Genomic DNA, 25,027 nt, shown 5'->3' on the forward strand with positions numbered 1-25,027 from the left:
CTGTCCAGCGCGCCCTTCAGGACCGCATGCGTCCTCGGGAACGCCCCGGGCCGCGCACGTCCGCGAGATGGTCGGCCAGTGTACGGCGAGGAACCCACCCCTGAGCCAGCGCCCGGGTCACATCGAGGACGACCGTGTGCGCCAGCTGGTCCACCGCGTAGCGGCTCAGGACGGGCTCGCCCCGCCCGAGCCGGGCGACGGCCTCGGCCATGCGCGCCGCGGCGCGTGCGGCCCCCGGCGGCAGATGCCGGATCCGGGCGGTGACGCCGTGGGCGCGCAGGACCTCGCGTACGGCGGTGTCACGCGAATAGGGCGCGGGGTCGGCGATGTTGTACGCGCCCGGGGGCCAATGCGCCGCCGCCAGACAGGCGTCGGCGAGGTTCTCCACGGCGGTCAGGCTGAGCCGCACATCCGGTCCCGGCAGCAGGAGCGTGCCTGCCCGGACCCGGGACAGCAGCCGGGGGAGCAACTGGGTGTCACCGGGGCCGTAGACGGCACGCGGGCGCAGCACCACGGCACCGGCGTCCAGGGCGAGTGCCTCCCCCGCCGCCTTGCTGCGTCCGTAGGCGTTGAGGTGCCCGGCGCGCGGATGGTCCTCGCGGACCAGGTCACGGACCGGGCGCGGATCGTAGACGCTGGCGCTGCTCACCCAGACCACGGGACGGGAGCCCGCCGCCCGGAGCAGCCGCGCGGTGCCCTCGACGTGGACCGCGTGCATCAGGGCCTCGGCCCGCGAACCGGGGGAGGGGTCGCCGACGGCGGCCGCGCAGTGCACGACGACGTCGGTGCCCGTCAGATCAGGGACCTCCCGGGCGGCGTCCCAGTACCGCGACTCCCCGCGCGGACCCGGCCTGCGGCCCACACACACGACCTGTGCGCCGAGGGCCGCGGCGGTCCGGGCGACCTGCCCGCCGCAGAAGCCCGAGGCGCCGGTGACGGCGATCCGCGGAGGTGCGGTCATCGGGAGGCCTCCGAGGGGGAGTGAGCGGCCGGGCCGCGGCGTACGGTCAGGGTCCGCCAGCCGGGCAGGGCCGCCCCGCGGTCGACGACGGCCCGGACGACGACGGGCCGGTACGGCGCCAGGGCCTCCAGCACGTCGGCCAGCAGGGTCCGTGCGAGCCGGGCCCCCGGACAGGTGTGCGGCCCGGCGCCGAAGACGAGACGGGCCAGTTCGGGCGCGGCAGGACGCAGGGCGTCGGGGGCGCCGTGATGGGCGTCGACGGCATGGCGGGCGATGAGCAGCAGCCGGTCACCCGCCCGAACGGGGCAGCCGCCGACCGTGCCGTCCGCCGCGGCGACCCGGGGCAGCAGCGGCGAGGCGACCGTGACGCGCAGCAACTCGTCGGTCAGCGGACCGCGCAGCACGTCGTCCGCGGCCTGTTCCCACAGTCCGGCGTCCGCGCACCAGGCGACGGCCCGCGGCACCGCCGCCACCGTCGTGTTCACGGCGGCGACCGCCACCATCGCCGGGAGTGCGTCGTCCCCGGTGCCGAGCAGTTCCCGCAGCCGGGCCGTGGACCGCGCCACCGCCGCCCGGGCTCCCCGGCGGCGCAGTCCCGGCAGCTCGCCGCGGACCGAGGCGGCGGCGACATGCGCGGCGGCCTCGGCCACGGCGGCGGCCTCGGCCACGGCGGCGGGGGAGGCGGACGCAGCGGTGCCGAGCAGGGCGCGGACGACCGTGCCCGACAGCTCCCGGGTGAGCCCGACGAGGTCCACCTCGCCACCCGCGGCCAGCGGTTCGAGCCGCCGGGCGAGCAACGGCCGCCACGTCGTGCGCAGATGCTCCACCCCGTCCGTGCCGAGGCTCCCGGCCAGGTCCCGCCGTCCCGCACGGTGCCCGGTTCCTTCCTGGTCGAACAGGACGCCGCCGTCGCGGTGCCCCGTGGCATCCAGCGCCGAGCGGGCCGCACCTCCCGTGGTTCCGGGCGCCGTCCGGTCCAGTGGCAGACGGGTGAGCACCTCTCGGTACGCCCCGGCGTCGTTGACCAGCAGCGTCCGTCCGATCCTCAGCACGGGCCGCCGCCGGGCGGCGGCGAGGAGGACGAACAGGACGGGGTGGCTGCGCACATAGACCCGGCGGTCCCGGCGCCGGGCCCGTGCGACGGACCCGCTCACGCGTGCGCCCCGAGCCGTGCGCCGGTCAGCCGTGCGTCCGCGAGCCGCGCCGTCGCGGCCCGGTCCGGCTTGCGCGAGCGGCCGGACAGCGGCACGTCCGCGAACAGCAACGCGTCGGGCCGCGCCGAGCCCATCCGGCGCAGCGGCCCGGCGAGCGCGGCACGCAGCTGGCCCTCCGTGGCGCCCGCCGCCTTCTGCACCACGGCGACGAGCCGTTCGTCGCCGTCGCCCGCGGGAACGCCCACGAGTACGGCGAGTTCCACGCCCCGCACCTGCAACAGCGGCTCGTACAGGCCGGGGTAGATGTTCTCGGCCCGGCGCAGCACCATGTCCTTGCAGCGGCCCTCCAGGACGATACGGCCCTGCGCGTCCAGGTGCGCCCGGTCTCCGGTGCGCACCCACGGGTCGGGCTCCTCGCCGAGATAGCGGTGCCTGGCCGCGGGGCCGGTGAGCAGCAGTTCACCACCGGCGTCCCGCCTGGTGCCGACGCCCGGCAGCGGGGCGCCGACGAGATCGCCCTCGCCGTCGTACGCCGCCTTGGCGCGCGATTCGACCGCGGCGGCGGGGAAGAGTTCGGTGAGCGCGTACACGCCCCAGGCCTCGGCCGCGCCCGCGTCCCGTACGCGGCCCAGCAGCCCGCCGCTCGCGGGCGCCGACCCGGTCCACACCCGGCCCGTGAAGCGGGCGCCGGCCCGCAGCGCGTCCCGTAGCTGGGGTGGCGTCAGATAGGTGTCGCGGGGCCGCAGCCGGTGCAGCTGCCGGGCCAAGGCCCGCGGTGTACGCGCCGGGAGCGCGACCGGGGCGCCCTGCGCGAGCGAAGGAACGAGCACGAAGAACGTCCCCCCGAGCACGGGTTCGTCCGGGCGTGCGCGGAACAGGGCCGAGACGTTGTCCATTCCGGCGGACAGGCTGGAGCGGCTGTGCACCACGGCCTTCGGGCTCGACGTGGTGCCGGACGTGAAGACGATGACGGCGTCGCCGTCGCCGTGGTCCACCGCCGGCACCCGGGCCCCGGCCGCCCCGAGCGCGGGCGCGCAGCCGGGGAGCCTGCGTCCGACGGTCACGACGGGACCGAGCGCGGCCAGGTCGGGCAGCGCCAGGCGGACCCGTCCGGCCAGGGGCCGGGCCCAGCCGGCGACGGCCTGTGCCGTGGCGTCCGCCAGCACGAGCGCGGGGCGCGCGAGGGCGAGCCGGGCGCGCAGCACGTCGGGTCCCGCGCCCGGATCGAGAACGGCGCCGCGCACCCCGAGCCGCCACAGGGCGAGCATGACGGCCAGCGCCCGCGGCCCGGGGCGTACGGCGACGCCCACGGTGTCCCCCGGGCGGAGCCCGCGCGCGTACAGCGAGGAGGCGTACGCGTCGGCGAGCCCCGCGAGTTCGCCCCGGGTGGCCCTCACCCGCAGCCGCCCGGTGGCGGTGGCACCGAGCACGGCAGGGCGCTCCGGCGTGGAACGCAGCGCATGGTCGAGTCGGTCGAGCATCAGAGGCCCCTTCGGATGGGAGGTGTACGACGGAAAAACGCACCCGCGCCCCGGTCCGGTCGGGTCCGGTCGGGACCGGGCCGAGCCCGAGCCGGCTTCCGGCCCGGTCCGGGCGGGACGCCGAGCGCCGGTGGCGAGTCGGGAAGAGACGGGGTCGTCCGGCGCCGAGCCGGCCTCGGAGCGGACCGGACCGGGCCGAATGGCGAGCCTCGGATCGCCGTGTCGGCAGGCGCCTGTGTGCGTGGGGCGGGAGTGCGGGGCGGGCCACGCCGGAGCCGGACCCGGCGGCGAACCAGACCCCCCGCACTGGTCAGCGTGGGTCGTCGCCGCGGCCGGCGCTGCCGCGGTCCAGATACCAGCGGGCCGTGCCCCTGATGCCGTACGCCCTCAGGCGTCGAGTGGAGTTCTCCACGACCATGGCGCGTGAGTGGACGATCCGGTCCGTCCGCCTGCGCACCCGGTTGAGGAACAGCCGGTCGGTCGGCGAAGGACGGCGAGGCATGCCGCCGCAGGCCAGATACAGCTCGGCGGTGATGGCCATGTTGTTCCCGGCGTGCATGCGGTACGGCGCCAGGTAGCCGTTCCTGCGGGCATGGGCGGGCCGGAGCCGGCCGAACAGGGCGGCGAGCCGCACCAGCACCGCGAAACCGGTCCGGCCCAGCGGACCGTGCTCGTCGCGCCGGGCCACGATCCGGCCGCACACCATCCGCGAACCGGGCCCCGGGGCCGGCGACGTCAGCGCGGCGCGGGCGGCGGCCGTCCAGCCGGCCCGCGGCAGACAGTCGGCGTCCGTGCGCGCCAGCAGTGCCGCGCCCCGCCCGATCGCGTACCGGAAGCCGGTGTCCACGGCGCAGCCCACGCCCTTCTCCGGCTCGACCAGCACCTCGACGGCGAAGGGCGCGCCTTCGGCGAAGTCCCGGGCGATGGCGCCGGTGCGGTCGGAGGAGCCGTTGTCCACCACGAGCAGGGTGAAGTCGCGGTCCCGCTGGGCGGCCAGGGCCCGTAGCGTTCCGGCGAGCCGCCTCTCCTCCTGGTGGGCGGGCACCACCACCCACATCGGACCGCCCCCGCCGCCACCGCCACCGCCACCGCCCCCGGCATCGCTCGTCATGACTTCTCCCAGATCATCGTCATGATGCTGATGCCGCCGCCGAGCCCCACGAACAGCACGCGGTCGCCCGGCACCAGTTCCCCGAACACCCGGTGCAGCTGCACGCCGATGCTCGCGCTGGCGACGTTGCCCAGCTCGGGGACGGTGACGACCAGCTTCTCCTGCGGTACCCCGGTCAGTTCGGCGAACCGCTCCAGGTACGGCACCGTCACCTGGTGCACCAGCACCCGGGCGAAGTCGTCCCAGCCGAGGCCTGCGCGGTCCAGCGTCCGCTCGACGACCGACGTGCCCGTCTTCTCGAAGACACCGCGCAGTTCGTGTCCGTCGCCGCGGAAGTAGGTGTGCTCGTCGCCGCGCGGGTGCCGGGAGCCGCCGCCGGGTATCCCGCCGACGTCCCAGTGCTCCGAGCGCGTCTCGGTGTCCACGTCGACGATGCCGCCGTGCGTCACCTCCTCCAGGACGACCGCCGCCCCCGCGTCGCCGAAGGTGTAGCCCGCGAACCCGTCCCGGAACGCGGCGAAGTCGGCGGGTGCGCGGCGGACCGCGCGGGACGGGGTCTCACCGGTGACGACCAGGGCGCGCCGGGCCCGGCCGGCCTGGATCATGGTCCGGGCGAGGTCGATGCCGTTGACGAAGCTGTTGCAGGCGTTGGTGACATCGAGCGCATGGGCCCGGGTGCCGAGTTCGGCCTGCACCATGTGGGCCGTGGCGGGCTCGACCATGTCGCGCGACGCGGAGGCGAAGAGCAGCAGGTCGATGTCGTACGGATCGAGTGAGGCGGCCGCGAGCGCCTGGCGCGCGGCGCGCACGGCGAGGGTCGACGCGTACTCGTCGTCGGCGGCCACGCGGCGCGTACGGATCCCGGTGGCCTGGGCGAGCAGCGTCCCGGGCAGGGCCTTGCCGATGCCGCGCGTCGCCTCGCGCTGGAGGCTCCCCGATGTCACGACCGCGTCCGGCAGCGCACTTCCGACGGCGGTGATTCCGACCCGCGGTCGCGGATCGCTCATCTGTCTGACCATGCGGCGATGCTTTCAGCGCGATGATCCGACGGCCTGAGTACACCGGCTCAATTCCCCTGGCCACGGGGTGAGTAGCCGCGCGGATGGCCCTGTGGACATGCCGGTGCCCCACCGCCCGGGGAGGCGGTGGGGCACCGGCGGGACCCTGGAGGTCTACAGCTCCTTGATCCGGATGTCGCGGTAGGAGATCACATCCGTCGTGCCGTGCACCTGGAGGCCGACGTAGCCCTGTGCGTAGCGCCGTCCGTCCGTGCCCGGGTCGTCGCCACGCGGCGGAACGAACTCCTGGCCGCCGGTGTTGTCGAACTCGTTGATCAGGACACCGTTGCGGAAGACCGAGTAGTGCTGGCCCTCCACCCGGATCTCGTAGTCGTTCCAGGTGCCCTTCGGGGTGACCCCGGCGCCGCCGAGGCCGACGCGGTCGAAGCCGTAGACCGAGCCGGTCTTGTACATGTCGCCGTCGGGCCGGTCCAGGACCTGCACCTCATGGCCGTACTTGATGGCGACCCACTCGGGCCGCGGCTCCTCCGGGTTGTCGTGGACGTACGGGAAGCGCACGAAGACCCCGCTGTTGGCGTTGCCGGTGCCGGGCGCGTCGTCCCGCCACCGGAGCTTCAGCGAGAAGTCGCCGTACTGCCGCTGGGGGAACCACAGCATGCCCAGGCCGCCCTTGGTGGTGCCGCTCGTCATCGACCCGTCGGCGTTGAGCCCGAACGAACCGCCGCCCACGTGCTGCCACTTGGCGAACGAGGCGGCCGTGCCGTCGAACAGATCGCGGTAGCCGCTGGTCTGGCCGGGCTTGCCGATGCCGGACTGCTTGGCCGCCTGGTAGATCTTCTTGTGCTCGCGCTGGTCGATGACCCCGTCCGTCAGGAGCTGGTCGAGCACCTTGTCGACGTGCTTGAGGAAGAGCGCGTGGGACGCCCAGTCCTTCTCGTCCTCGATCAGCTCGTTGACGGTGCAGCGGGAGCGGGTGACCCGGTTGGGTACGCCCGTGTCGACCGTGCCGACGATCACGGTCAGCCGCTCGTCGAACTCGGGGCAGTTCGGGGCGGGCACCCCGCCGCTCTCGGCGACGGTGAAGGACACCTTCTTCGCCTCCGAGGTGTTGCCGGCCTTGTCGGTCGCCCGGTGCTGCACGGAATGGAAGCCGACCCGGTCGACGATCACCGGTGTGGTGTAGGCGAGGTAGGGGCCGCCGTCGAGCGAGTACTCGGCCTTCTCCACGCCGGATCCGGCGTCGGTCGCCGTCACCGTCACCGTGGCGCTGGTGATGAACGCGCCGTCCGAGTTCTTGGTCCCGGTCACCGTCGCCGAGGTCTCCGGCGGGGTCTTGTCCTCGGTCGGCGGGGCGACGACGGTGAAGTCCACGGCCTTCTCCGCGGCCGCGTTGCCAGCCTTGTCGGTGGCGCGGTAGCGGATCTTGTGGGTGCCGGTCTCATGGACCATCACCGGCGCGGTGTAGGGCTGCCAGGCGCCGTCGGCCCCCACCGCGTACTCGATGGTGTTGACCCCGGAGCCGGTGTCCGAGGCGGTGACCGTGATCGTGGCCATGCCCAGGTACCGGCCCTGCGCGTCCTTCTCCCCGCTCACCGTCGCCGAGGTCTCCGGCGGGGTCTTGTCGTCCGTCGGCGGGGCGACGACGGTGAAGTCCACGGCCTTCTCCGCGGCGGCGTTGCCAGCCTTGTCGGTGGCGCGGTAGCGGATCTTGTGGGTGCCGGTCTCATGGACCATCACCGGCGCGGTGTAGGGCTGCCAGGGACCGTCGGCCCCCACCGCGTACTCCACCTTGTCCACGCCCGCGCCGGCGTCGGTCGCCGACACGGTCACCGTGGCATGGCCGATGAAGGCGCCGTCGGCGTTCTTCTCGCCCTCCACCTTCGCCGAGGTCTCCGGCGCGGTCGTGTCCTCGCCGCCCGGGTCGGTCACCGTCAGGATGCCCTGCATCTGACCGTGACCGGGGATCGTGCAGTGGAAGCGGTAGCGGCCGGGCGTCAGGGTGACCTCGACCGAATGCTTCCCGCCCTGGTCGTCGTTGGGGTTGGCCAGGATGTTCAGCGGGACGTCGTGGTTGTACTCCGGGTCGGAGACGTCGAAGGTCAGCGTGTGCGGCATCCCGGTCGTGTTGCCGGTCGCCGTGCTGTTCTCGAAGACGATCGTCGTCGCGCCCGCGACCGCGGTCGTCGGGAAGGACGCGTAGCGGTCGATGGCGTCGCCCGCGGTCCAGGTCAGGACCTGGGCGGCGGCCGGGACGTCGGCCTCCCGCTCGGCGGCCCGCCCGTACGCGACGGTCGACGTCAGCCCGAGTACCATGGTCAGCGCGCCCAGCAGGGCCGTCCACAGGCGCAGTTGTCGGTGTCGTACGTGTCTCACTGGGCAGCCGCCTTCCTCGCGAGCTGACCGGCGGCCGGGGTCGGCTCGCCGCCCTTGTAGGTCACGCGCCACAGCGCGGACCGGGAATCGGAGGTGAAGAAGCCGCGCCCGTAGTCGAGGACGTACAGCGAACCGTCCGGCGCGAACTTCCAGTCCATGAGATTGCGGATGCCGTCCGTCCCGACCGGGATGATCTTCTTCAGGGTCTCGGCGTGGACGGGGACACCGCCCTTGCCGACGGTCTTCGGGTCGGTCAGCACCGCGTGCCTCGGCTGGTCGCCGTCGTAGAAGTCACCGACGAACCACTTGCCGTCCCAGTACGACGGCCAGCGCACGGCCGGGTCGCTCTTCTCGGCGTCGTAGCGGTACACCGGGCCGTTCATCGTCGCCTGGCCGCCGCCCTTGAGCCACGGCAGCAGCAGCTTCTGCTCCTCCACCTTGTAGCTGGGGATGCCGGCGGCGTCGCGCGGGTAGTCGGGGCCGCCGCCCTGGGGCGAGTACCAGATGGTGTTGGCCGTGATCGGCGGCAGATTCACCAGACCGTCGTTGTTCGGCGACTCGTTCTTCGGCGCGTCGCAGTCGTACCAGCCCAGCGGCGTGTTCGGGTCGGGGAGGTTGCGGTCGCGGTAGGGCTGCTTGTTGCCCATGCAGTACGGCCAGCCGTGGTTGCCCGCCGTGGTGATCGCGGCGAACGTGTCGTACTTCGCCGGGCCCCAGGTGGTCGACGGCGAACCGGCGTCCGGGCCGACCCAGCCCGCGTAGAGGATGTCCGTCGTCCGGTCGACGAAGATGCGCGCGGGGTTGCGCACGCCCATCACGTAGATCTCGCCGCGGGTCTTGCCGCCGCCCTCGTCCGGCTCCTCGCCGGTGAAGAGGTTCCCCTCGGGGAGCGTGTAGGTGCCGTCGTCCTCCGGGTGGATCCGGAGGATCTTGCCGTTGAGGTTGTTGGTGTTGCCGGCGGTGCGCCGCGCGTCGGCGAACGAGACGCCCTTGAAGTTCGGCTGCGGGTTGTTGCCGGAGTAACCACCGCTGAAGCCGGACGAGTTGTTGTCACCCGTCGCGATGTACAGGTTGCCCTTGGAGTCGAAGGCCATCCCGCCGCCCGCGTGGCAGCAGCTGTGGATCTGCACGGGCCACTTCAGCAGGACCTTCTCGCTCGCGAGATCGAGCTTGTCGGTGGCGAGGTCGAGGGTGAAGCGCGAGACGTACCGCTCGGCCATGTGCGTGTCGCGGTTGATCCGCGAGTGCGGTGTGTAGTGCAGATACACCCAGCCGTTGGTCATGAAGTCCGGGTCCAGCTCGATGCCGAGCAGCCCCTCCTCGACCTTGGTGAGTTCGTCGCCGCCGCCCTTGTTGCCGAAGACGGTCAGCGCGCCCGCGAGGGTCACCTTCTTCGTCTTCGGGTCGTAGACGTGGATCTCGCCCCGGCCCTTGCCGATGTCGGGGTTGTTCCAGTCGGTGACCACGGGCTGGGAGGAGTCGGCGCCGCCGCGCCCGATGTAGAGGATCCGCCCGTCGGGGGCCGTGACCAGGCCGTGCGGCTCGCCGATCTGGTCGTTCTGCCCGGGCTGGTTGGGCTGGGTGACGCGCTCCGCCGTGTAGTTGGCGGTGATGGTGGCCTTGCAGTCGGCGCGGGACGTCCGGGAGGTCCACGCCAGCGCGCCGCGCAGATGATCGCGGAAGTCGGTCTCGGCGTAGGAGTCGGCCGTACCGCCCATGCCGGTGTAGAAGGAGCGGCCGCCGTCGTAGTCACGGCACCAGGAGACGGGGTGGTCCCAGCCGTTCGCGCCCTGGCCCGGCTGGTACGAGCTCTCCTTCAGCCGGGCGACCGTGTGGACGGAACCGGACGGGTTGACGGCCCAGTTGAACCACTTGTCGGGGCGCTTCCAGTTCAGCGGCAGGCCCTTGGTGGCCGGGTGCTGCCGGTCGCCGACCTCGACGACCGCGCGCTGGACGGTGGCCGGGGAGGTGGTCGGCCGGGCGCCCACCAGACCGGTGAACCAGTCCGAGTAGGGCTCGGTGCGTGCGGCGTCATGGACGCCGACGAAGCCGCCGCCCGCCTCCATATAGGCCTCGAGACCGGCCTCCTGCTCCGGGTCGAGGACATCGCCGCCGCCGGTCAGGAAGACGACGGCGTTGTATCTGCCGAGCTTCTTGGCGTTGGTGAAGACGGAGGCGTCATCGGTGGCCTCGGTACGGAACCGCCCCGCGGCAGGACCGGTCAGCCCGATCTGCTCGATGGCCGCGATCCCGGCGTCGACGGTCGGCGACTCCTCGGTGGCCGAGGCGTGGAAGACGAGCACCCGGACGTTCGCCCCGCCCGGCGGCGACGGCAGGGACAACGTTGTCGCCCTGGGCGACGACGGATCGGGAGCGGGCCGGGCCGTGGCCGCGGTCCCGCCGAGCAGCGACGCGGCCATCGAAGCGGCCAGCAGCGCCGCCGCCGCCCCGCGCCGGGATCTCGACCGGTGATGTGGTGCACGGTGCATGTGGTCACCCACCCCTCATTGGTCACAGCAACAGCCGTGAAACTAGACCTCTTTGGGCGACCCGCCAATAGGTATGGCCGCAATCCGACGAACTTTGTCCTGGGTGTGGAGAAACGAAGATCACCCGACTAGCGTGTGCCCGGCCCAACCCGATTTCCCGACGGCACTGGGGAGTTCGTATGGACAGAAGGAGCTTCAACCGGCGCCTGCTGGCGGGCGGAGCGGTCGCTGCGACAGGCGTGACATCGTTGTCTCTCGCCACCGCTCCCGCCGCGACCTCCGCGGAGGGTGCACCGAAGACTGCCCCGGCCGGCGGCCGCGTACGCCATCTCAAGCTGTACGCCGAGAAGTTGCCGGACGGGCAGATGGGCTACGGCCTGGAGAAGGGCAAGGCGACGGTCCCGGGACCATTGATCGAGATCGTCGAAGGGGACACGCTGCACATCGAGTTCGAGAACACGATGGACGTGGCGGCCAGTCTCCATGTCCACGGGGTCGACTACGACATCGCCAGTGACGGCACCCGGATGAGCAAGAGCCATGTCGAACCCGGCGGCACCCGGACGTACACCTGGCGCACCCACACCCCGGGCAAGCGCGCGGACGGCACCTGGCGTCCCGGCAGCGCGGGCTACTGGCACTACCACGACCACGTGGTGGGCACCGACCACGGCACGGGCGGTATCAGGAAGGGCCTCTACGGCCCGGTGGTGGTGCGCAGGAAGGGCGACATCCTCCCCGACAAACAGTTCACGATCGTCTTCAACGACATGACGATCAACAACAAGCCCGCACACCAGAGCCCGGACTTCCAGGCCACGGTGGGTGACCGGGTCGAGATCGTGATGATCACGCACGGCGAGTACTACCACACGTTCCATATGCACGGTCATCGCTGGGCGGACAACAGGACCGGCCTGCTGACCGGCCCGGACGACCCGTCACGCGTCATCGACAACAAGATCACCGGGCCGGCGGACTCCTTCGGCTTCCAGATCATCGCGGGTGAACACGTGGGCGCGGGCGCGTGGATGTACCACTGCCATGTGCAGAGCCATTCGGACATGGGAATGGCGGGCCTGTTCCTGGTGGCGAAGCCGGACGGGACGATCCCCGGCTACGAGCCGCACCACCCGGCGGCGGCCCGGGAGTCCGGGGAGTCCGGGGCGCCGGGCTCGTCCGCGGAGCACAAGCACTGAGCGGTCCGGCGGCCTCAACGGCCGTAGTTCGCCCGGCACAGCGCGACGAAGGACGGATCGGCGACACCGTTCGACGCACGGCACAGGTCGTCCATGTCGTAGTGGGTCCGCGGCCGGGGCGGGTGCACACCGGAACGCGACTTGCGCGGCTGCCGCGACCGGGCCTGCTCCGCGCGGTCCGGCTGAATCGCCGGCGCCGCGTCGGGCCGCTCGTCCCGGGGCCGCTTCGCCGGGGTCCGCGCCGGGGCCTCGCGCTGCGGGGAGACCTCGGCCTTCTTCTCGTCCGCGATCCGCGGCAGCGGCGGCTTCTGCGGCCCGGTCGAGGCGAGTTCGCCGTCCGCCGTCGGCTCCGCGGGCCGCTCCGGCCCGGCCGGTGCCGCCGACCGGTCGCCCGCCGGGGCGAGTCCGGCCGCCGGCGGTTGTGGAGGCACGGCGGACACCGAGACACAGCCGGTCGTCGCGGTGAGAAGGACGGCAAGGGCGAGAGGCCTGATCCGGGGGTGCATCCGCCCACCCTGCCGCAGCGCGGCCCCGCGGGGCGACGGCACACGGGCGGACCCACCATGACGAGTGATCGGGCGGGACCCAGGGCGACGTCGGTCGTTGATAGGGCCGACATCGTCATGCCGCGATCACCTCGGCCGGCGCCTCGTACGCTGTACGGCATCGGGCCACCACACCCGGCACGGGGTCCACGAGATGTGCGTGCACCACGCGGCACGGGCGGCACTGCGTGCGGCGGGGCGGGATCGGTAGCAGACTCGTCAAGGGGGCGAGCCACGACCACGGGGCCGATCCCGGCCGCCCACGAAGGAGCGACGCGCCATGCTCACCCCCCGCTATCTCACCGGCTCCCCGAACTGGCTCGACCTCGGCACCCCCGACCTCCAGGGCGCGGCGGCGTTCTACGGCGGCCTGTTCGGATGGGCCTTCCAGTCGGCGGGGCCCGAGGCCGGCGGTTACGGAATGTTCCAGCTGGACGGCAAGACCGCCGCCGGAGGCATGACGGTCCCCGCGGAGCGGAGCGGCACCGCCTGGACCCTCTACTTCCAGTCCACCAGCGCCGATGACACGGCCAAACGGGTGAGGGACGGCGGCGGAGCGGTCGAGCACGAGCCGTCGGACGTCTGGGACCTGGGCCGTATGGCGCACTTCACCGACCCGGCGGGGGCCGGCTTCGCCACCTGGCAGCCGGGCACCAACAAGGGCCTGGACCTGGTGAACGAGACGGGCGCGCTGTGCTGGGCCGAGCTCTACACGCCGGAGACGGACGCGGCGATGCGCTTCTACCGGTCGGTCTTCGGCTGGGACGAGTTCGCCGTGCCCCTCCCGGGCGGCGACAGCTATACGACGGTCAACCCCGCGGGCGCGGGCGAGGACGCGATGTTCGCCGGCCTCGTCCCCCTGGAGGCCGACCCGGCCGAGGCGGCGGAAGGACCGTACTGGCTCCCGTACTTCGAGGTCACGGACACGGACGCGGTGGCGGCGAGCGCGGCACGCCTCGGCGGCACGGTCCGTACGGAGCCGATCGACCTGGAGGACGTGGGGCGCATCGCGAAGCTCGCGGACCCGTACGGAGCGCGCTTCGCCGTGATCACGAGCGTGGCGCAGGAGGCGTGACGCGGGAGGCGTGACGCGGGAGGCGTGACGCGGGAGGCGTGACGCGGGAGGCGTGACGCGGGAGGCGTGACGCGGGAGGCGTGACGCGGCCAGGCCGAGCGGACCGTTGAGCGTTCATTGACACGGTGTTTATCGCCGCCGGGCAGCCTGTCCATCATGCCGATCAACACCACGCCCGAGCACGAACTCTCCTGGCAGGAAACGGCCCTGTGCGCCCAGGCCGGCCCCGAATTCTTCTTCCCGGCGCCCGGTTCCTCCACCCGCGAGGCGAAGCAACTGTGCGGCGCGTGCGAGGGGCGGGTGGCGTGCCTGGAGTACGCGCTCGCGAACGACGAGCGGTTCGGTGTGTGGGGCGGGATGTCGGAGAAGGAACGGGGCAGGCTGCGACGTTCCCAGCTCCGGCGGCGGGGCTAGGGTCCGTCCGCGCGACTGGAGTCCGTCAGCCCGTCAGCCCGTCAGCCCGTCAGTCCGTCCGTCAGGCCGCCGGGATGCGGAACGTCTCCCCGTACACCTGCCACTCCAGCGGGGCCGTCAGGTCCAGGTTGCCGTCCCGCAGGAACACCCGTTGCGCGGTGTCGATGCGGGAGGTGTCGCGCTGGGCCGTGCTGAGCCTGGTCTTCATGACCGAACGGCTCGCGTCGAGGACGGCGTTCAGGTACACCTTTTCGTCACCGCCCTCGGCCGCCGTCCTCGCCTGCTGCATGGCCGCTCGCCGGATGCCGTAGAAGCCGTGCTCGTCCAGGCCGGGGCCGTGGAGCAGCATCGCATCGTAGTAGATGAACTGGCCGAGCGTGCCGAGGCCGTCCATCTTCGCCAGCCGGACGGCCGGGTCGAAGTAGATCCGGTCGCGCGCCGCGTCCTGGGCGTCGCGGAAGGCCTGCTTCTTGGCCTCGGCGACCCAGGCCGCGGCGAAGCCGGGGTCCAGACCCTCGTGGGTATCGGTGCCGTCGACCTGCCGGAGGGCGGGGAGGTACCGGGCGAGGCCGTTGTCCGGGTGGGTCGCGGTGTACGCCTCGACGAGCTGGAGCATGTCGTTGGTGCCGGAACAGAAGCCGATGATCCCCGCGGTGTAGCCGTTGCCGTCGCCGAGGTCCTCGATGGCGCCGTACCGGCCGCGCCAGTTGAGCGTGGAGTGCTCGGCGCTGGCCACGAGCCGCGCGGCGATCTCCTTCTTCGCGGGGTCGGCGAGCCCCGGCGGCAAGGTGTCGATCCGCTCGTCCAGCGCTCGCTGCTCCGCCGCCGAGCCCGCCTTGAGCGGATTCGGCGCGGGAGTGGCCGCCTGCCGCACCGCCTGCGGCCGGTCGGCGAGGGGCACCTCGTCCTCCCCGCCGAGGCCGACGCCGAGGACGAGCGACACGGCGGCGGCGGCCGGTGCGCCGATGAGAACGATGCGGGTCACGGGTTTCACGCCGCACAGAGTACGGTCCGCGCCACCGGCACAGAACGCCCGGGCGCAAACCTGTGACCCGCAGGTAGCCCACGACGCCCGCTGACGGCCACCGGGCGCCATCTGGCTGCCCACCGGCCCGGCCCGAGAGCCTTGTGCCCGAGTCCCGGGGCCTGCCTGGGCGCCCGGGCGCGGCGCTGGCAGGTCGCGGCCCAGGACGGTCATGCGCGGTCCGGGGGGTCACGGCCCAGTGCCGGCGCCGTCGGGCGCGGTCCCGGGCCGGCCTGGGTGCTCCCGGCGTAGACCCGGGATTGCCCGGGCGTCCAGGCGCGGCGCCGGCAGGTCGCGGCCCAGGACGGTCAGGCGCAGTCCGGGCCGGTCACGGCCCAGGGTTGACGCCATCGGACGCAGTCACGGGCGGACCGGGTGCTTTCCGGCTCAGTCCCGGGGATTGCCCGGGCGCCTAGGCGCGGACCGGCCGGTCACGGCCCAGTGGCCGCGCCGTCGGACGCGGTCCCGGGCGGACCCGGGTGCTTCCCGGCGCAGACCCGGGCAGGCCCATCCGCCTTCCGGCTCGGTCCCGGTCAGCCCGGGCGTCCTCCGGCTCGGTACCGGCTCAGCGCCGACCAACCCGGGTCAGCCCGTCCAGCCCTGCTCCGCCTCGCTCAGCCCGCCGCGCGGGCCGCCAGGCGGGCCTTGCGGGCCGCGAGCTTCTCGTCGAACTTCCGGGCCTCCGAGTCCAGCCCGTCCATGTACAGACCAAGCTCCTCCTGCGCCTTGAGCCCCTCCGGGCCGAGGCCGTCGATCTCCATGACCTTCAGGAAGCGCAGCACCGGCTGCAGCACGTCGTCGTGGTGGATCCGCATGTTGTAGATCTCACCGATCGCCATCTGCGCCGCCGCGCGCTCGAATCCCGGTATTCCGTGCCCGGGCATCCGGAAGTTCACCACGACGTCGCGCACGGCCTGCATGGTCAGGTCCGGTGCGATCTCGAAGGCCGCACCGAGGAGGTTGCGGTAGAAGACCATGTGCAGGTTCTCGTCGGTGGCGATGCGCGCCAGCATCCGGTCGCAGACCGGGTCGCCCGACTGGTGGCCGGTGTTGCGGTGGGAGATACGGGTCGCGAGCTCCTGGAACGAGACGTACGCGACCGAGTGCAGCATCGAGTGGCGGTTGTCGGACTCGAAGCCCTCCGACATGTGCGACATACGGAACTGCTCCAGCTTGTCCGGGTCGACGGCGCGCGAGGTGAGCAGGTAGTCGCGCATCACGATGCCGTGCCGGCCCTCCTCGGCGGTCCAGCGGTGCACCCAGGTGCCCCAGGCTCCGTCGCGGCCGAAGAGAGACGCGATCTCGTGGTGGTAGCTGGGCAGGTTGTCCTCGGTCAGCAGGTTGACGATGAGGGCCGTCCTGCCGATGTCCGTGACCTTGGACTGGCCGGACTCCCACGCCTCGCCGTCCTCGAACAGCCCCGGGAAGTTCCGCCCGTCCGACCAGGGCACGTACTCGTGCGGCATCCAGTCCTTGGCGACCTTCATGTGCCGGTTGAGTTCCTTCTCGACCACTTCCTCCAGCGCGTACAGCAGCCGGGCGTCGGTCCACGCTTCCGAACTGCCGAGGTGGGGAGAGGTGATCGTCACGGGTGCTCCTGGGGGCGGGGATGAGGACGGGGGACGGAACGGGGAAACGAGCGGAACGAACGTCGCCGGGGCAGCGCGCCGGCCGGATGAGGGCATGCGACTACCTACGGCTTCGTAGGTTACGAGACCGTAGGTTAAAGGCGGGGTAAGCCATCGTCCAAGCCCGTGAGCGTGATGTCTGCCTACGCGTCGTTATGCGTGCAGGTTTCGTAGGCGTACCGAGAGACAGGTCACGCAGCCTTCGAGCTTCTCGAACTCGCTGATATCGACCGGAACGGGCGTATATCCAAGATCCATGAACAGCTCCGCTGTCTTGGGCGCACTCGTCGCCATCAGCAGTTTTCCGCCGCCGAGCAGCACCACGTGCGCCCCGGCCTCCTCGGGCACGGCGAGGAAGCGCGGGAACAGCGAAGGCTGCTCGACGAGCGGCTCGTAGCCGATCACGGTCCCGTCGGGCAGGGCGGTCACCGCCGACTTCAGATGGAGTACACGCGACAGCGGTACGGGGACGACGCGCGCCCCCAGCGGCGCGAAGACCGCCCGCAGCTGCTGCACACCGGCCGCGTTGGTCCGGCCGCCCCGCCCCACGTAGATCGTGTCGCCGATCTTGAGGACATCGCCGCCGTCGAGCGTGCCCGGCTCCCAGACCCAGTTCACCGAGCAGCCGAGCCGGGCCAGGGCCTCCTCGACCCCATCCGTCTCGGGACGGCGCGACGCGGCCCCGGACCGGGCGATGAGGGCCACGTTCCGGAACATCACGACGGTGTCCTCGACGAAGACGCCGTCCGGACAGTCGTCGGCCGGGTCGGCCTCCACCGTGTCCCAGCCGTGCGCGCGCAGGGCGTCGCCGTACGCCTCCCACTGGGCGAGCGCCGCCCCCACGTCGACGGGACGGCGCTCCACATGGGTGACCAGGCCCTCCGCCAGGCGTGGGCTCGGGCGTCGGATCAGGGCTCTTCTGCTCGGCACGGGCTCTCCAGGGGCCGATCGGGGGGTGACGGGGCCATCACTAGCCCCATCTGCCCCGTTCCGTAAAGACCACACGGGCTCTTGAGCGCCGCACCGGGCGGCTCACCGGCTCAGCCCCGTGTCACCGCCTCAGCCCCGTGTCACCGCCTCAGCCCCGTGGATACGCCTCCCGCACCTCCTCCGCCGTCGTGGGCCGCAGCTCGCCGTCGAGGAGCAGCCAGCGGGTGATCCCGAGGGACTCCAGGAACGTCACGTCATGGCTCGCCACGATCAGTGCTCCCTCGTACGCATCGAGCGCCTCGGTCAGCCCCCGCACGCTCGCCATGTCCAGGTTGTTCGTCGGCTCGTCCAGCATGAGCAGCTGCGGCGCCGGTTCGGCGAGCAGCAGCGCCGCCAGCGCGGCCCGGAACCGCTCGCCGCCGGAGAGCGTGCCGGCCAGCTGCTCCGCCCGCGCTCCCCGGAAGAGGAAGCGGGCCAGCCGTGCCCGGATCGTGTTGTTCGTCGCCTCGGGCGCGAACCGCGCGACGTTCTCGACCACGCTCAGCCCGTCGTCGAGAACGTCCAGCCGCTGGGGAAGGAAACGCAGCGGCACCTCTGCCCCCACCTCGCCCGCGACCGGCTCCAGTTCGCCGGCGATCGTGCGCAACAGCGTGGTCTTGCCTGCCCCGTTGCGCCCGACGAGCGCGATCCGCTCCGGGCCGCGAAGTTCGAACTCGCCCTCGACACGGGCCCCGTAACGCAGCTCGACCCCGGAGAGCCGCAGGACACCACGGCCCGGATGCACCTTGGTGTACGGAAGCTCGACCCGGATCTCGTCGTCGTCCCGCACCGCCTCCACGGCCTCCGCCAGCCGTTCCTTCGCCTCGCTCAGCTTCTCCGTGTGCATGATGCGGTGCTTGCCCGCCGACACCTGCGCCTGACGTTTGCGCGCTCCCATCACGATCTTGGGCTCGCGCTTCTGCTCGAACATCTTCTGCCCGTAGCGCCTGCGGCGGGCCAGTTTGACCTGGGCCTCCGTCAGTTCGCGCTTCTGCCGCTGCACATCGGCCTCGGCGACACGGACCATGCGTTCCGCGGCCTCCTGCTCGACGGCCAGCGCCTCCTCGTACGCCGAGAACGCGCCGCCGTACCAGGTCACCTCGCCGTCGCGGAGATCGGCCATCTGGTCGACCCGCTCCAGCAGTTCGCGGTCGTGGCTGACCACGATCATCACTCCGGACCAGGCCTCCACCGCGTCGTACAGCCTGCCGCGCGCGTACAGATCGAGATTGTTGGTCGGCTCGTCGAGCAGGAGGACGTCTGGGCGGGCCAGCAGCAGCGCCGCGAGCCTCAGCAGCACGCATTCGCCGCCCGACATCTCGCCGATGGTCCGGTCGAGGCCGATGTGTGCGAGGCCGAGCTGATCGAGCGTGGCGCGTGCCCGTTCCTCCACGTCCCAGTCGTCGCCGACCGCGGTGAAGTTCTCCTCGCGTACGTCACCGGCCTCGATCGCGTGCAGCCCGGCACGGGCGTCGGCGATACCGAGCGCCGCGTCGACGCGCACCGACGTGTCGAGCACGACGTTCTGCGGCAGATAGCCGACGTCGCCGGCCACCCGCACGCCGCCGTCGACGGGCGTGAGTTCGCCGGCGATCAGCCGCAGCAGTGTCGACTTCCCGGAGCCGTTGAGGCCGATCAGACCGGTCCTGCCGGGTCCGACGGCGAGCTGGAAGTCCTCCAGTACCGGGGTGCCGTCCGGCCAGGAGAAGGACAGCGAGGAGCAGGTGACGTAGGTGGGGAAGGTAGACATACGGGTCTCCCTGTTGCGTGAGAAGTAAAGGGGGGCAACGGGTGAGACACCGGTCGGACAGCACAAAGGCCCTGGTCCGGGAAACGGGACGGCTCGTACGCCGAGGTCGCACACGGGCACGCGGGCGGAAAGCCGCGTGACACGGTGTCTCAGGACCTCAGACGAGCAACGTCCTTCTCCGATCGACGACAACAGGGCCAGATACGAAGGTACGCCCGGCTCTGGCGGCCGGGCAATCGATTTACCGCGTTCCCGGACGGCAGGCGGCAGGCGGCACACGGCATTCACGACGGCAGGCGCCGGGTGCGGACGTCGATGTCGGAAACTCGCCGGACACGTCCGCCGCGGGGCTGGTTGAGTGATCGCCATGACGAGCCTCCACGACCGCGCCCGCCACTTCCACTCCCTGCACGTTCCCGGCCACCCGCTGGTCCTGCCCAACGCCTGGGACGTCGCCAGCGCCCGGATCATCGCCGCCGCCGGGGCGTCGGCCATGGCCACCACCAGCGCCGGGGTCGCCTGGGCCCTCGGCGCCGCGGACGGCGACCGGCTCGACCGCGCCTCCGCCGTCGGCCAGGTCGCCGCCATCGCCGCCGCCGTGGACCTGCCCGTCACCGCCGATGTCGAAGGCGGATTCGAGAGCGACGAGGACGGTGTCGCCGGCACGGTTCGCGCGGTACTCGCCGCCGGTGCCGTCGGCATCAACATCGAGGACGGGACGCGCTCGCCCGCCGAGCACGTCCGGCGTATCGGCGCCGCCCGCGCCGCCGCCGACGCCGAAGGGGTGCCGCTCTTCATCAACGCCCGGATCGACACCTATCTCGCCGGTCTGGGCGACCGGGCGGGCCGCCTTGAGGAGACGCTGAAGCGCGCGGCCGACTGCCTGGCGGCGGGCGCGGACGGCGTGTTCGTCCCCGGCGTCGTGGCCCCGGAGATCGTGAGCGCCCTGGTCAAGGGCGTGGACGCACCACTGAACGTGCTGGTGGGCCATGGCGCGCCGGCCGTGGCGGAACTGGCGGGGCTCGGGGTCGCGCGGATCAGCGCGGGGTCCTCGATCGCGCAGGCCGCCCACGGCCTGGTGCGCGACGCGGCCCGGGAACTGCTCACCGAGGGGACCTGCGAAAGGCTCGCGGACGGCTCCACGTACGGGGAGATGAACGCGCTGATGAGCGTGCCTCGGTAGGCGTCGCGGATCAGTAGGCGTCGCGGATCAGCTCGGCCAGATCCGCGTCCAGATCGAGAAAGAGGTGCTCGCGGCCGGCCGGGACGAGCCCCTGCACCCGCTTGAGGAAGCGGCGCAGCTCGGAGGTGCGGATGTGCACCATCGCGATGCCCTCGGGCGCGTGGAACTCCAGGACGGTGCGGTCGTACCCGTACGGCCGCACCCGTACGTCACCCACTCCGGCCGGCTCCTCCATGCCCTGCGCGAGCAGCTCCCGCGAGAATGCCCAGGACACCTCGGTGCCCTCCAGCGTCGCCGGCGGCGGGAACGCCATGCTGACCGCGAACGGATCATGGCGGTCGTAGCGCAGGGTCGCCGGCACGGATTCCATCTGTGGCGCCGAGGCGACCAGACGGGCCTGCACGGCCTGCTCGATAACGCTGGACAAGGCCCGCTCCCTCACTTCGCTGCGGCTCGGCCGACATGTTTCTGGCACAGAAGTAGACGGGGGAACGACGGAATCCGTGCATCGGTGGGGAGCGTGACATGCGTCACCGCGGGAGGCGCTCTGGACCGCGTGCCGGGGGTCGGCTACGTTCGCGCGCCATGAGACCCAAGGGGAAGTCGAGACGGACGGTGTCGGCGGGGCTGTGCGGGGTGGCGCTGGCCGCGGTGCTGGGAGCGACCCTGGCGGTGCCCGCGCAGGCGGACACACGGAACGCGGCGGGTGGGACACCGCACTGGGAGCTCAAGCAGACCGGTACGGACGTACGGTTCCGCGGCCTCGCCGCCGTCAGCCGTAAGACCGCGTGGGTCGCGGGCTCCAAGGGCACGGTGCTCCGCACCACGGACGGCGGCCGCGGCTGGCGGAACGTCTCGCCGCCCGGAGCGGGCGAGCTGGAGTTCCGCGACGTCGAGGCCTTCGACGCCCGCACAGCGGTCGTGCTGGCCATCGGTGAGGGCGAGGCGTCGCGCGTGCTGCGCACCGAGGACGGGGGAGCGACCTGGACCGAGGCGTTCCGCAACACCGATCCCCGGGCCTTCTACGACTGCATCACCTTCTTCGACCCGCGTCACGGCCTCGCCATGAGCGACCCGGTCGACGGCAAGTACCGCATCCTGTCGACGGGAGACGGCGGGAGGTCGTGGAAGGTGCTGCCGGACGCCGGAATGCCGGACGCCCAGCCGGGCGAGGCGGGTTTCGCGGCGAGCGGCCAGTGCCTGGTGAGTTCCGGCCCGAAGGACGTCTGGCTGGCCACCGGGGGTGGCGCCACCGCGCGTGTCCTGCACTCCGCCGACCGCGGGCTGCACTGGACCGCCGCCGAGTCGACGATCCCGGCGGGAGATCCGGCCCGGGGCGTCTTCGCGCTCGCCTTCCGGGACCGCGCGCACGGTCTCGCGGTCGGCGGCGACTACCGGACCGGGGAGGCCTCCCCGCAGGCGGGCGCGGTCACCCGGGACGGCGGCCGCGGCTGGCGGCAGTCGGCGACCCCGCCGCCCGCCTACCGCTCGGGCGTCGCCTGGCTGCCCCACAGCCGGTCGGCCGCGCTCGCCGTCGGACCCACCGGCACGGACCTGACGACCGACGCCGGCCGCACCTGGCGCACCGTGGACACCGGCTCGTACGACACCGTCGATTGCACACCGGACTTCGGCTGCTGGGCGGCGGGCGAGAAGGGGCGCGTGGCACGACTGGAGCGGTGACGCGCGCTCAGCACGGTGACGCGTGCTGAGCACGGTGACGCGTGCTGAGCACGGTGGCGCGCGCTGAGCACGGTGGCGAGGGCGGGTGCCCTCGCCACCGGGCGCGCGCGGAGGGCGCCTGCCCTACGCGAGGGGCTGCTGCTTGTACCGCTCCAGCGCGGGCGCCGTCTTCGTCGCCACGAACTCCGTGATCCGGTACTCGCACACCCCGCCCACCGCGTACGGGTCGGTCGCCGCGATCGCCTCGATGCGTGCGCGGTCGTCGCCGACGGCGATCAGCACACCGCCGTCGCGCGGGTTCTTGCGGCCCGAGGCGAGGACGACGCCCTCCTCGTACAGGGCGTCCAGCCAGGCCACATGAGCTTCGGACAGTTCGTCGACACGCTCGATCGGTGCGGTGTAGGTCAATTCCATTACGAACATGATCGTCAGGTTAGGCGCTGTCCGGCGGATCATGTGGCCGTGATGGCACCAAGTCAGTTCTCGCGGGCCGGACTGCGCCGGGTTGCGGAGCGTTTCTGTTTCTGCCCCTCGGGCATGGGCAGGACCGCCAGTGCGGTGTCTGCAATGTTCCGCAGCGTCTCCGGGTCCAGGCCGGCCTTGCCTACCGCCTCGATACCGCGAACCACCGTCAGCAGCAGTGCCGCCAGCCGCTCCGGATCCGCAGCGCTATCGATGTCGCCGTGGCGCTGGGCGGCGCTGATCTCCGCCCGCAGCAGGGTCAGCAGTGCCGTCATGGTCTCGGCCGACCGTCCGGCGACCGTCGGATCGTGCTGGGCCAGTTCCGCCGCGCCCTTGGCCAACAGGCACCCGCGACGCTCGGTGTCTGAGGCGGTGTTCTCCGCCATCAGGTGCACGTATCCCGACAGCCGGGCCAAGGCCTCTGCGTCCGGGCCACCTGCCAGCCGCCCTTCGGCCACCTCAACGACTGCGGCGCACCAGTCGCCAAATACACGGTGGAACAGCTTGCCCTTGTCGCCGAATGCGCCGTACAGGCTGCCCTTGCCCAGGCCGGTCGCCTGGGCAATGTCGTCCATCCGGGTTCCTGCATAGCCGGTCGCCCAGAACTGTTCCCGGGCCCGCTCCAGGACTTGACGTTCGTCGAATGCGCGTGGTCTCGGCATGGTCGCACTCTAGCCATTCTTGACTCGATCGTCCATTACTGCCTACGTTATGGACGATACGTTCCAGAACTGAAGGGGTTCGACATGCCAGGCGTACTGCAGGAGAAGGTGGCCGTGATCACCGGAGGGACCAGCGGGATCGGGCTGGCCATCGCCCACCGCTTCGTCCGGGAGGGCGCACGGGTCTTCGTGACCGGCCGGGACATCGGCCGCCTCGAGGCAGCAGTCAAGGAGATGGGCCCCGCGGCCACCGGCGTACGATCCGACGTCTCGAACCTGGCCGACCTGGACGCGCTCTACGCGCGAGTCCGCGAGGAGGCCGGACGCATCGACGTGCTGGTGGCCAACGCGGGAATCGCTGCGGACGCCGCGCTCGGAGCCCACACCGAGGCGAACGTCGACCTGACGCTCGCCGTCAACGTCAAGGGCACACTCTTCACCGTTCAGAAGGCGCTCCCGCTGCTGGCGGAGAACGCCTCCATCGTGGTCGTCGGCTCGAGCAACAGCGTGCGGCCCAATGAGCAGCTCGAGGTCTACAGCGCCTCGAAGGCGGCAGTGAGCAACCTCGTGCACAACTGGGCCCGGCAGTCACGGGAGCGCCGATTCCGGGTCAACGTGCTCAGCCCGGGGCCCACGCGGACCCCTGGCCTGCTGGGCGCCGCAGGGCCGGCAGCCGATCAGTTCGCCGAGGCCACCGTGCCACTGGGGCGGCTGGCCGACGCCGAGGAAATCGCCGAGGCCGCCCTCTTCCTGGCTTCGGACGCCTCGTCGTTCGTCACCGGCGCCGAACTCTTCGCCGACGGCGGCTACACCCGGGCCTGAACGACGGCCGGTGGCGCGCATCCGGTTCCCGCGAAGCGACGGGGCGCACTCCCGGCCGCACGTGTGCGTCGCACGAGGTCACAGTGCGTCCGAGGGAACGAGATCGTGGCCGCAGCCTCTTTGGACGACGTCGGCCACCACCCTGACTACCCTCCGGCACCGCCAACCTCCGCTGGATGCTCATCCATCTCTTGAGGAGACCGGACGGCACGCGGGGCACGCGGACATCACGAGAGAGCTGCTTGACGGGGCGAAGGGGTACTACCAGGTCTCTCCGGTGGGTCGCGACCGGAGCCAAAGTCGGATCGAGGCAACGGTGACGGTGCCGTAGAAGACGTAGGCGCGTTTGTCGAATCTCGTCGCCACAGCCCGGAAGCTCTTGAGGGCATTGATCGTCCGCTCCACCTCGTTCCTGCGTTTGTAGATCGTCTTGTCGAAACCGGCGGGCCGACCGCCCCCTGCTGCCTTTGTGCTGTCGGTTGGCCCGCTGGTTCTTCGGTTCGGGGATCGTGTGCTTGATCTGGCGTCGCCGCAGGTAGCGGCGGTTGCGACGGGATGAGCACGCCTAATGGGATCGGAAGGTCGGTACGCGAGCCCTGATCTTGGCTGGGTTACACCGGCTTTCCGGGCGCGGAGCGAGCCTTTGAGTATGCCCGGACCCTCGAGTCCTGTTGACAGGATGAGGTCCGCTCCGCGCCCAGCGGGGAGGACATCCGCGAAGAGCCTGTCCCATGTGCCGTCCGCTGACCAACGCCTATGCCGCTCGTACACGGTCTTCCACCGACCGTAACGCGCAGGCAGATCCCGCCACGGTACCCCGGTGCGCTGCCGGAAAAGAATCCCGTTGATCACCTTGCGATGACTCTCCCAACGGCCCCCGCGCTGACCGGACCTCGGTAGATGCGGCTTCAGCCGGGCCCATTCTTCATTTGTGAGATCTCCCCGCCCCATGAGCATGCCAACGAACCAAGGCTGGGCGGTCACAAGATCCGCCGGACACGGCCCAGTGTCTAGGGTGGGGCT

Annotated in this window: 21 protein-coding genes and 2 pseudogenes; 7 read left to right on the top strand and 16 right to left on the bottom strand. The window is 71.9% G+C overall.

The annotated features are described in order from the left end of the window. Positions 1-16: 16 nt before the first annotated feature. The 7 genes from OG766_RS31140 to OG766_RS31170 all read right to left on the bottom strand — a co-directional run bounded on the left by OG766_RS31140 (position 17) and on the right by OG766_RS31170 (position 10,588). Positions 17-961 carry an NAD-dependent epimerase/dehydratase family protein gene (locus OG766_RS31140; protein WP_328726783.1) on the bottom strand — a complete coding sequence of 315 codons (945 nt, stop codon included), beginning with the start codon at positions 959-961 and terminating at the stop codon, positions 17-19. Then, positions 958-2,115 (bottom strand): cytochrome P450, encoded by a 1,158-nt coding sequence (locus OG766_RS31145; RefSeq protein WP_328726785.1) that lies wholly within the window; start codon positions 2,113-2,115, stop codon positions 958-960. Before OG766_RS31145 ends, OG766_RS31140 begins: the two co-directional genes overlap by 4 nt. Then, positions 2,112-3,596 (bottom strand): class I adenylate-forming enzyme family protein, encoded by a 1,485-nt coding sequence (locus OG766_RS31150; RefSeq protein ID WP_266386098.1) that lies wholly within the window; start codon positions 3,594-3,596, stop codon positions 2,112-2,114. The genes OG766_RS31145 and OG766_RS31150 overlap by 4 nt, the downstream gene beginning before the upstream one ends. Before the next feature lie 310 nt (positions 3,597-3,906). After that, entirely contained in the window at positions 3,907-4,707 is an 801-nt protein-coding gene (locus OG766_RS31155; RefSeq protein ID WP_328726787.1) for a glycosyltransferase, read from the bottom strand. After that, on the bottom strand, positions 4,704-5,714 hold the full coding sequence (locus tag OG766_RS31160; RefSeq protein WP_328726789.1) for a 3-oxoacyl-ACP synthase III family protein: 1,011 nt from the start codon (positions 5,712-5,714) through the stop codon (positions 4,704-4,706). The genes OG766_RS31155 and OG766_RS31160 overlap by 4 nt, the downstream gene beginning before the upstream one ends. A gap of 165 nt (positions 5,715-5,879) precedes the next feature. Continuing rightward, positions 5,880-8,039: an OmpL47-type beta-barrel domain-containing protein gene (locus tag OG766_RS31165; protein ID WP_328727552.1), complete on the bottom strand. Its 2,160-nt coding sequence runs from the start codon at positions 8,037-8,039 to the stop codon at positions 5,880-5,882. Positions 8,040-8,095: 56 nt separating this feature from the next. After that, positions 8,096-10,588: a ThuA domain-containing protein gene (locus OG766_RS31170; protein WP_328726791.1), complete on the bottom strand. Its 2,493-nt coding sequence runs from the start codon at positions 10,586-10,588 to the stop codon at positions 8,096-8,098. Between the two features lie 179 nt (positions 10,589-10,767). Here OG766_RS31170 and OG766_RS31175 point away from each other — a divergent pair, with 179 nt between their 5' ends. Continuing rightward, on the top strand, positions 10,768-11,787 hold the full coding sequence (locus tag OG766_RS31175; protein WP_328726793.1) for a multicopper oxidase domain-containing protein: 1,020 nt from the start codon (positions 10,768-10,770) through the stop codon (positions 11,785-11,787). Between the two features lie 14 nt (positions 11,788-11,801). Here OG766_RS31175 and OG766_RS31180 read toward each other — a convergent pair whose 3' ends face one another. After that, positions 11,802-12,293 (bottom strand): hypothetical protein, encoded by a 492-nt coding sequence (locus OG766_RS31180; RefSeq protein ID WP_328726795.1) that lies wholly within the window; start codon positions 12,291-12,293, stop codon positions 11,802-11,804. A 319-nt stretch (positions 12,294-12,612) separates the two neighbouring features. Between OG766_RS31180 and OG766_RS31185 the strand changes: the two genes are divergently transcribed. Together OG766_RS31185 and OG766_RS31190 are read left to right on the top strand one after the other, a co-directional pair. Then, entirely contained in the window at positions 12,613-13,407 is a 795-nt protein-coding gene (locus OG766_RS31185; protein ID WP_266386084.1) for a VOC family protein, read from the top strand. A 156-nt stretch (positions 13,408-13,563) separates the two neighbouring features. Further along, positions 13,564-13,821, top strand: a complete 258-nt coding sequence (locus tag OG766_RS31190; RefSeq protein ID WP_266386081.1) for a WhiB family transcriptional regulator — start codon at positions 13,564-13,566, stop codon at positions 13,819-13,821. 61 nt (positions 13,822-13,882) lie between these two features. Here OG766_RS31190 and OG766_RS31195 read toward each other — a convergent pair whose 3' ends face one another. The 4 genes from OG766_RS31195 to OG766_RS31210 form a co-directional block, all read right to left on the bottom strand. Further along, entirely contained in the window at positions 13,883-14,806 is a 924-nt protein-coding gene (locus tag OG766_RS31195) for a chitosanase (RefSeq protein WP_328727553.1), read from the bottom strand. A 653-nt stretch (positions 14,807-15,459) separates the two neighbouring features. Further along, positions 15,460-16,434, bottom strand: a complete 975-nt coding sequence (locus OG766_RS31200; RefSeq protein ID WP_328726798.1) for an acyl-ACP desaturase — start codon at positions 16,432-16,434, stop codon at positions 15,460-15,462. Between the two features lie 192 nt (positions 16,435-16,626). After that, complete coding sequence (gene ddaH, locus OG766_RS31205) at positions 16,627-17,403, bottom strand: dimethylargininase (RefSeq protein ID WP_266386075.1); 777 nt, start codon at positions 17,401-17,403, stop codon at positions 16,627-16,629. 148 nt (positions 17,404-17,551) lie between these two features. Further along, the gene (locus tag OG766_RS31210; protein WP_328726801.1) at positions 17,552-19,192 is read right to left on the bottom strand and encodes an ABC-F family ATP-binding cassette domain-containing protein; all 1,641 of its coding nucleotides are present in this window, start codon (positions 19,190-19,192) and stop codon (positions 17,552-17,554) included. Positions 19,193-19,559: 367 nt separating this feature from the next. Between OG766_RS31210 and OG766_RS31215 the strand changes: the two genes are divergently transcribed. Beyond that, positions 19,560-20,375, top strand: coding sequence for an isocitrate lyase/PEP mutase family protein (locus OG766_RS31215; protein ID WP_328726803.1), 816 nt, complete (start codon positions 19,560-19,562; stop codon positions 20,373-20,375). Between the two features lie 10 nt (positions 20,376-20,385). On the opposite strand, the gene OG766_RS31220 is transcribed toward OG766_RS31215, so the two are convergent. Beyond that, positions 20,386-20,802 carry an SsgA family sporulation/cell division regulator gene (locus OG766_RS31220; protein ID WP_266386066.1) on the bottom strand — a complete coding sequence of 139 codons (417 nt, stop codon included), beginning with the start codon at positions 20,800-20,802 and terminating at the stop codon, positions 20,386-20,388. Positions 20,803-20,960: 158 nt separating this feature from the next. Here OG766_RS31220 and OG766_RS31225 point away from each other — a divergent pair, with 158 nt between their 5' ends. Beyond that, positions 20,961-22,058: a WD40/YVTN/BNR-like repeat-containing protein gene (locus tag OG766_RS31225; protein ID WP_266386063.1), complete on the top strand. Its 1,098-nt coding sequence runs from the start codon at positions 20,961-20,963 to the stop codon at positions 22,056-22,058. Positions 22,059-22,181: 123 nt separating this feature from the next. On the opposite strand, the gene OG766_RS31230 is transcribed toward OG766_RS31225, so the two are convergent. Both OG766_RS31230 and OG766_RS31235 read right to left on the bottom strand, forming a co-directional pair. Beyond that, on the bottom strand, positions 22,182-22,481 hold the full coding sequence (locus tag OG766_RS31230) for a YciI family protein (RefSeq protein ID WP_266386060.1): 300 nt from the start codon (positions 22,479-22,481) through the stop codon (positions 22,182-22,184). Positions 22,482-22,534: 53 nt separating this feature from the next. After that, complete coding sequence (locus OG766_RS31235; RefSeq protein WP_266386057.1) at positions 22,535-23,182, bottom strand: TetR/AcrR family transcriptional regulator; 648 nt, start codon at positions 23,180-23,182, stop codon at positions 22,535-22,537. Between the two features lie 84 nt (positions 23,183-23,266). Here OG766_RS31235 and OG766_RS31240 point away from each other — a divergent pair, with 84 nt between their 5' ends. Together OG766_RS31240 and OG766_RS31245 are read left to right on the top strand one after the other, a co-directional pair. Beyond that, positions 23,267-24,004 (top strand): SDR family NAD(P)-dependent oxidoreductase, encoded by a 738-nt coding sequence (locus OG766_RS31240; RefSeq protein ID WP_328726807.1) that lies wholly within the window; start codon positions 23,267-23,269, stop codon positions 24,002-24,004. A gap of 78 nt (positions 24,005-24,082) precedes the next feature. Then, positions 24,083-24,269, top strand: a pseudogene (locus OG766_RS31245) (mycothiol transferase); the annotation flags it as partial. On the opposite strand, the pseudogene OG766_RS36785 reads toward OG766_RS31245, so the two are convergent. Then, positions 24,266-24,961 (bottom strand): annotated as a pseudogene (locus tag OG766_RS36785) (hypothetical protein); the annotation flags it as partial. The pseudogenes OG766_RS31245 and OG766_RS36785 overlap by 4 nt on opposite strands. Positions 24,962-25,027 lie beyond the last annotated feature (66 nt).

This window comes from Streptomyces sp. NBC_00259, from assembly GCF_036181745.1.
In the GTDB taxonomy this organism is placed as follows: Bacteria; Actinomycetota; Actinomycetes; order Streptomycetales; family Streptomycetaceae; genus Streptomyces; species Streptomyces pratisoli.